We start from the raw sequence: 2,253 nt of genomic DNA on the forward strand, positions 1-2,253 counted from the left end.
GCTGTGTTATCCAACGGATTATCCCCGTTGCGAATCCTTAGGAATCCTGCTGACTGCTCGAAGGCTTTTGGCCCTAGCTTCGGTACCTTAAGGATTTCCCGACGGTTCTTGAATGCACCTTGCTGATTGCGATAGGTCACAATATTATTAGCAATGGTCGGGCTAATCCCAGATACAAAGGTTAGCAGTTGAGCGGATGCAGTATTTAAATCTACTCCTACATAGTTTACACAACTTTCCACGGTGTCATCAAGTTTCTTCTTGAGCAATTTTTGATCAACATCGTGTTGGTACTGTCCCACACCAATGGATTTAGGGTCAATCTTGACCAACTCAGCTAAGGGGTCTTGTAACCGTCTGCCAATACTAATCGCTCCCCTGACTGTGACATCTAAATCCGGAAACTCCTCTCGTGCTAAGTCACTGGCGGAATAAATCGATGCCCCAGATTCATTCACCATTACTTTTATCGGTTTGCGCTCCATGGTTTTGAGTACTTCCGAGATAAACTCGTCTGTCTCACGAGAGGCTGTACCGTTACCAATGGCAATTAGCTCGATCTGGTAGGTTTCAATTAAATGCTTAATTGTTTTAGCAGCTTGTTCCCGCTTTTGGCTGCCTTGATGGGGAAACACTGGTTGGTATGTGATGTATTTAGCTGTCTCATCCAGGATAGCCACTTTACAACCGGTGCGGAAGCCTGGATCTATGGCTAAGGTTGGCTTCATTCCTGCTGGAGGAGATAACAACAGTTCTCGGAGATTGGCTTCAAAGGTTTTTATGGACTCTGCATCAGCATAGGCTTTGCGATCGCTACGTACTTCCGTAGTTAGGGAGGTTTTCATCAGCCGATTAAACCCATCTTTGAGCATGGTCTGGTAAAACTCTCGCAGTAGGGTAGCTTTGGTGTAGATTTCCTCAGACTCTAGGTAGGACATAACATAGTCTTCATCAAAGGAGAGTTCCAGCTTTAGTACTCCCTCCGCTTCACCCCTGAGCAGGGCTAACATATTGTGTGGCGCTACAGATTTCACTGGGATTTGGAACTCCCGGTACATTTCAAACTTAGTGGTACCTTCGGGATAATCCTTTTTAATCCGAGAGATGAATACTCCCGATTTCATGAAATAATCCCGCAAATACGCTCGTAAGTCGGCTTTTTCAGCTACAGCTTCCGCTAAAATATCCGAGGCACCTTGAAGAACGTCCTCTACCGTATTGAGCTTATGGTCTGGGGAAATGTATTTAGCCGCTTCTTCAGATAAGGATACTGATTTAACCTCCGGAGTGTTCATCGACTCAATCCAGTCCGCTAAGGGTTCAAGTCCTTTCTCCCTGGCCATGGTTGCCCGAGTGCGTCGTTTGGGTTTATAGGGCAGGTAAAGGTCTTCTAATTCAGTCTTTTGCTGGCAAGCTTCGATCTTAGCCTTTAGTTCATCGGTGAGCTTACCCGCAGATGCGATCGCATTCAGAATTACTGACTTCCGTTGCTCCAGTTCCGTTAGATAAGTATGGCGCTCAGCTATGGTGCGTAGCTGAACTTCATCGAGAGAACCAGTCACCTCTTTACGGTAGCGAGCTATAAACGGAATAGTTGCCCCTTCAGCAAATAAAGACAGGGCATTCTCGATTTGAGTCGCACTTAATGACAGTTCTTGGGCTAAGATTTGAGAAAAAGTGGTCATGTTACCAGGAAAAGGGGAAATTTAAATAGCAAATTAAAAACGGTATAACCATTAATAATTAACTATTAGCACTTCCATTCACAACTAACAATTATTAAAAAAAATGGTTTCTAGCCCTGAATTGATCAAACCTACCCTAAGTCCAGGTAGTCTCCGTCGAGTCCATCATATTGCTCTGAATGTGAAGGATATCCAAGCATCGCGCCACTTTTATGGTACATTACTAGGTTTACATGAACTAACTGGAGAAGAAGTGCCCAGTACATTGCGATCGCTAGTCGAAGCCGGAAAAGTCACTAACTTCGTCACCCCAGATGGCATTGTGGTGGATTTGTTTTCCGAGCCAGAGCTATCACCACCGGATCCAGACCCCCATCGTGGCTTTACTCGGGTCAATCATCTCGCCTTTGATATCGATCCTCAGTTATTTGACCAAGCCGTAGAAGTCCTAAAACAAAATCAAATTCCCATCGATCATGGTCCAGTAACTCGTCCTACTGGCAGAGGTATCTATTTTTATGACCCCGATGGATTTATGGTTGAAATTCGCTGCGATGCGATTGAATGA

2 protein-coding genes are annotated in these 2,253 nt (G+C 44.9%); one reads left to right on the forward strand and one right to left on the reverse strand.

The features are described from left to right. Nucleotides 1-1,685 (reverse strand): Tex-like N-terminal domain-containing protein (locus tag F6K38_RS34680; RefSeq protein ID WP_287359646.1); only part of this gene is annotated, 1,685 nt, incomplete at its 3' end. 103 nt (nucleotides 1,686-1,788) lie between these two features. On the opposite strand from F6K38_RS34680, the gene F6K38_RS34685 reads away from it, so the two are divergent. Further along, a complete protein-coding gene (locus F6K38_RS34685) occupies nucleotides 1,789-2,253 on the forward strand; it encodes a VOC family protein (RefSeq protein WP_287359648.1) in 465 nt (154 codons plus the stop codon).

This window comes from Moorena sp. SIO3B2 (genome assembly GCF_010692525.1).
Classification (GTDB): Bacteria; Cyanobacteriota; Cyanobacteriia; order Cyanobacteriales; family Coleofasciculaceae; genus Moorena; species Moorena producens.

Coding starts and splice junctions, on each gene's coding strand:
- F6K38_RS34685 (WP_287359648.1), top strand. CDS start 1,789: ATGGTTTCTAGCCCTGAATTGATCAAACCTACCCTAAGTCCAGGTAGT.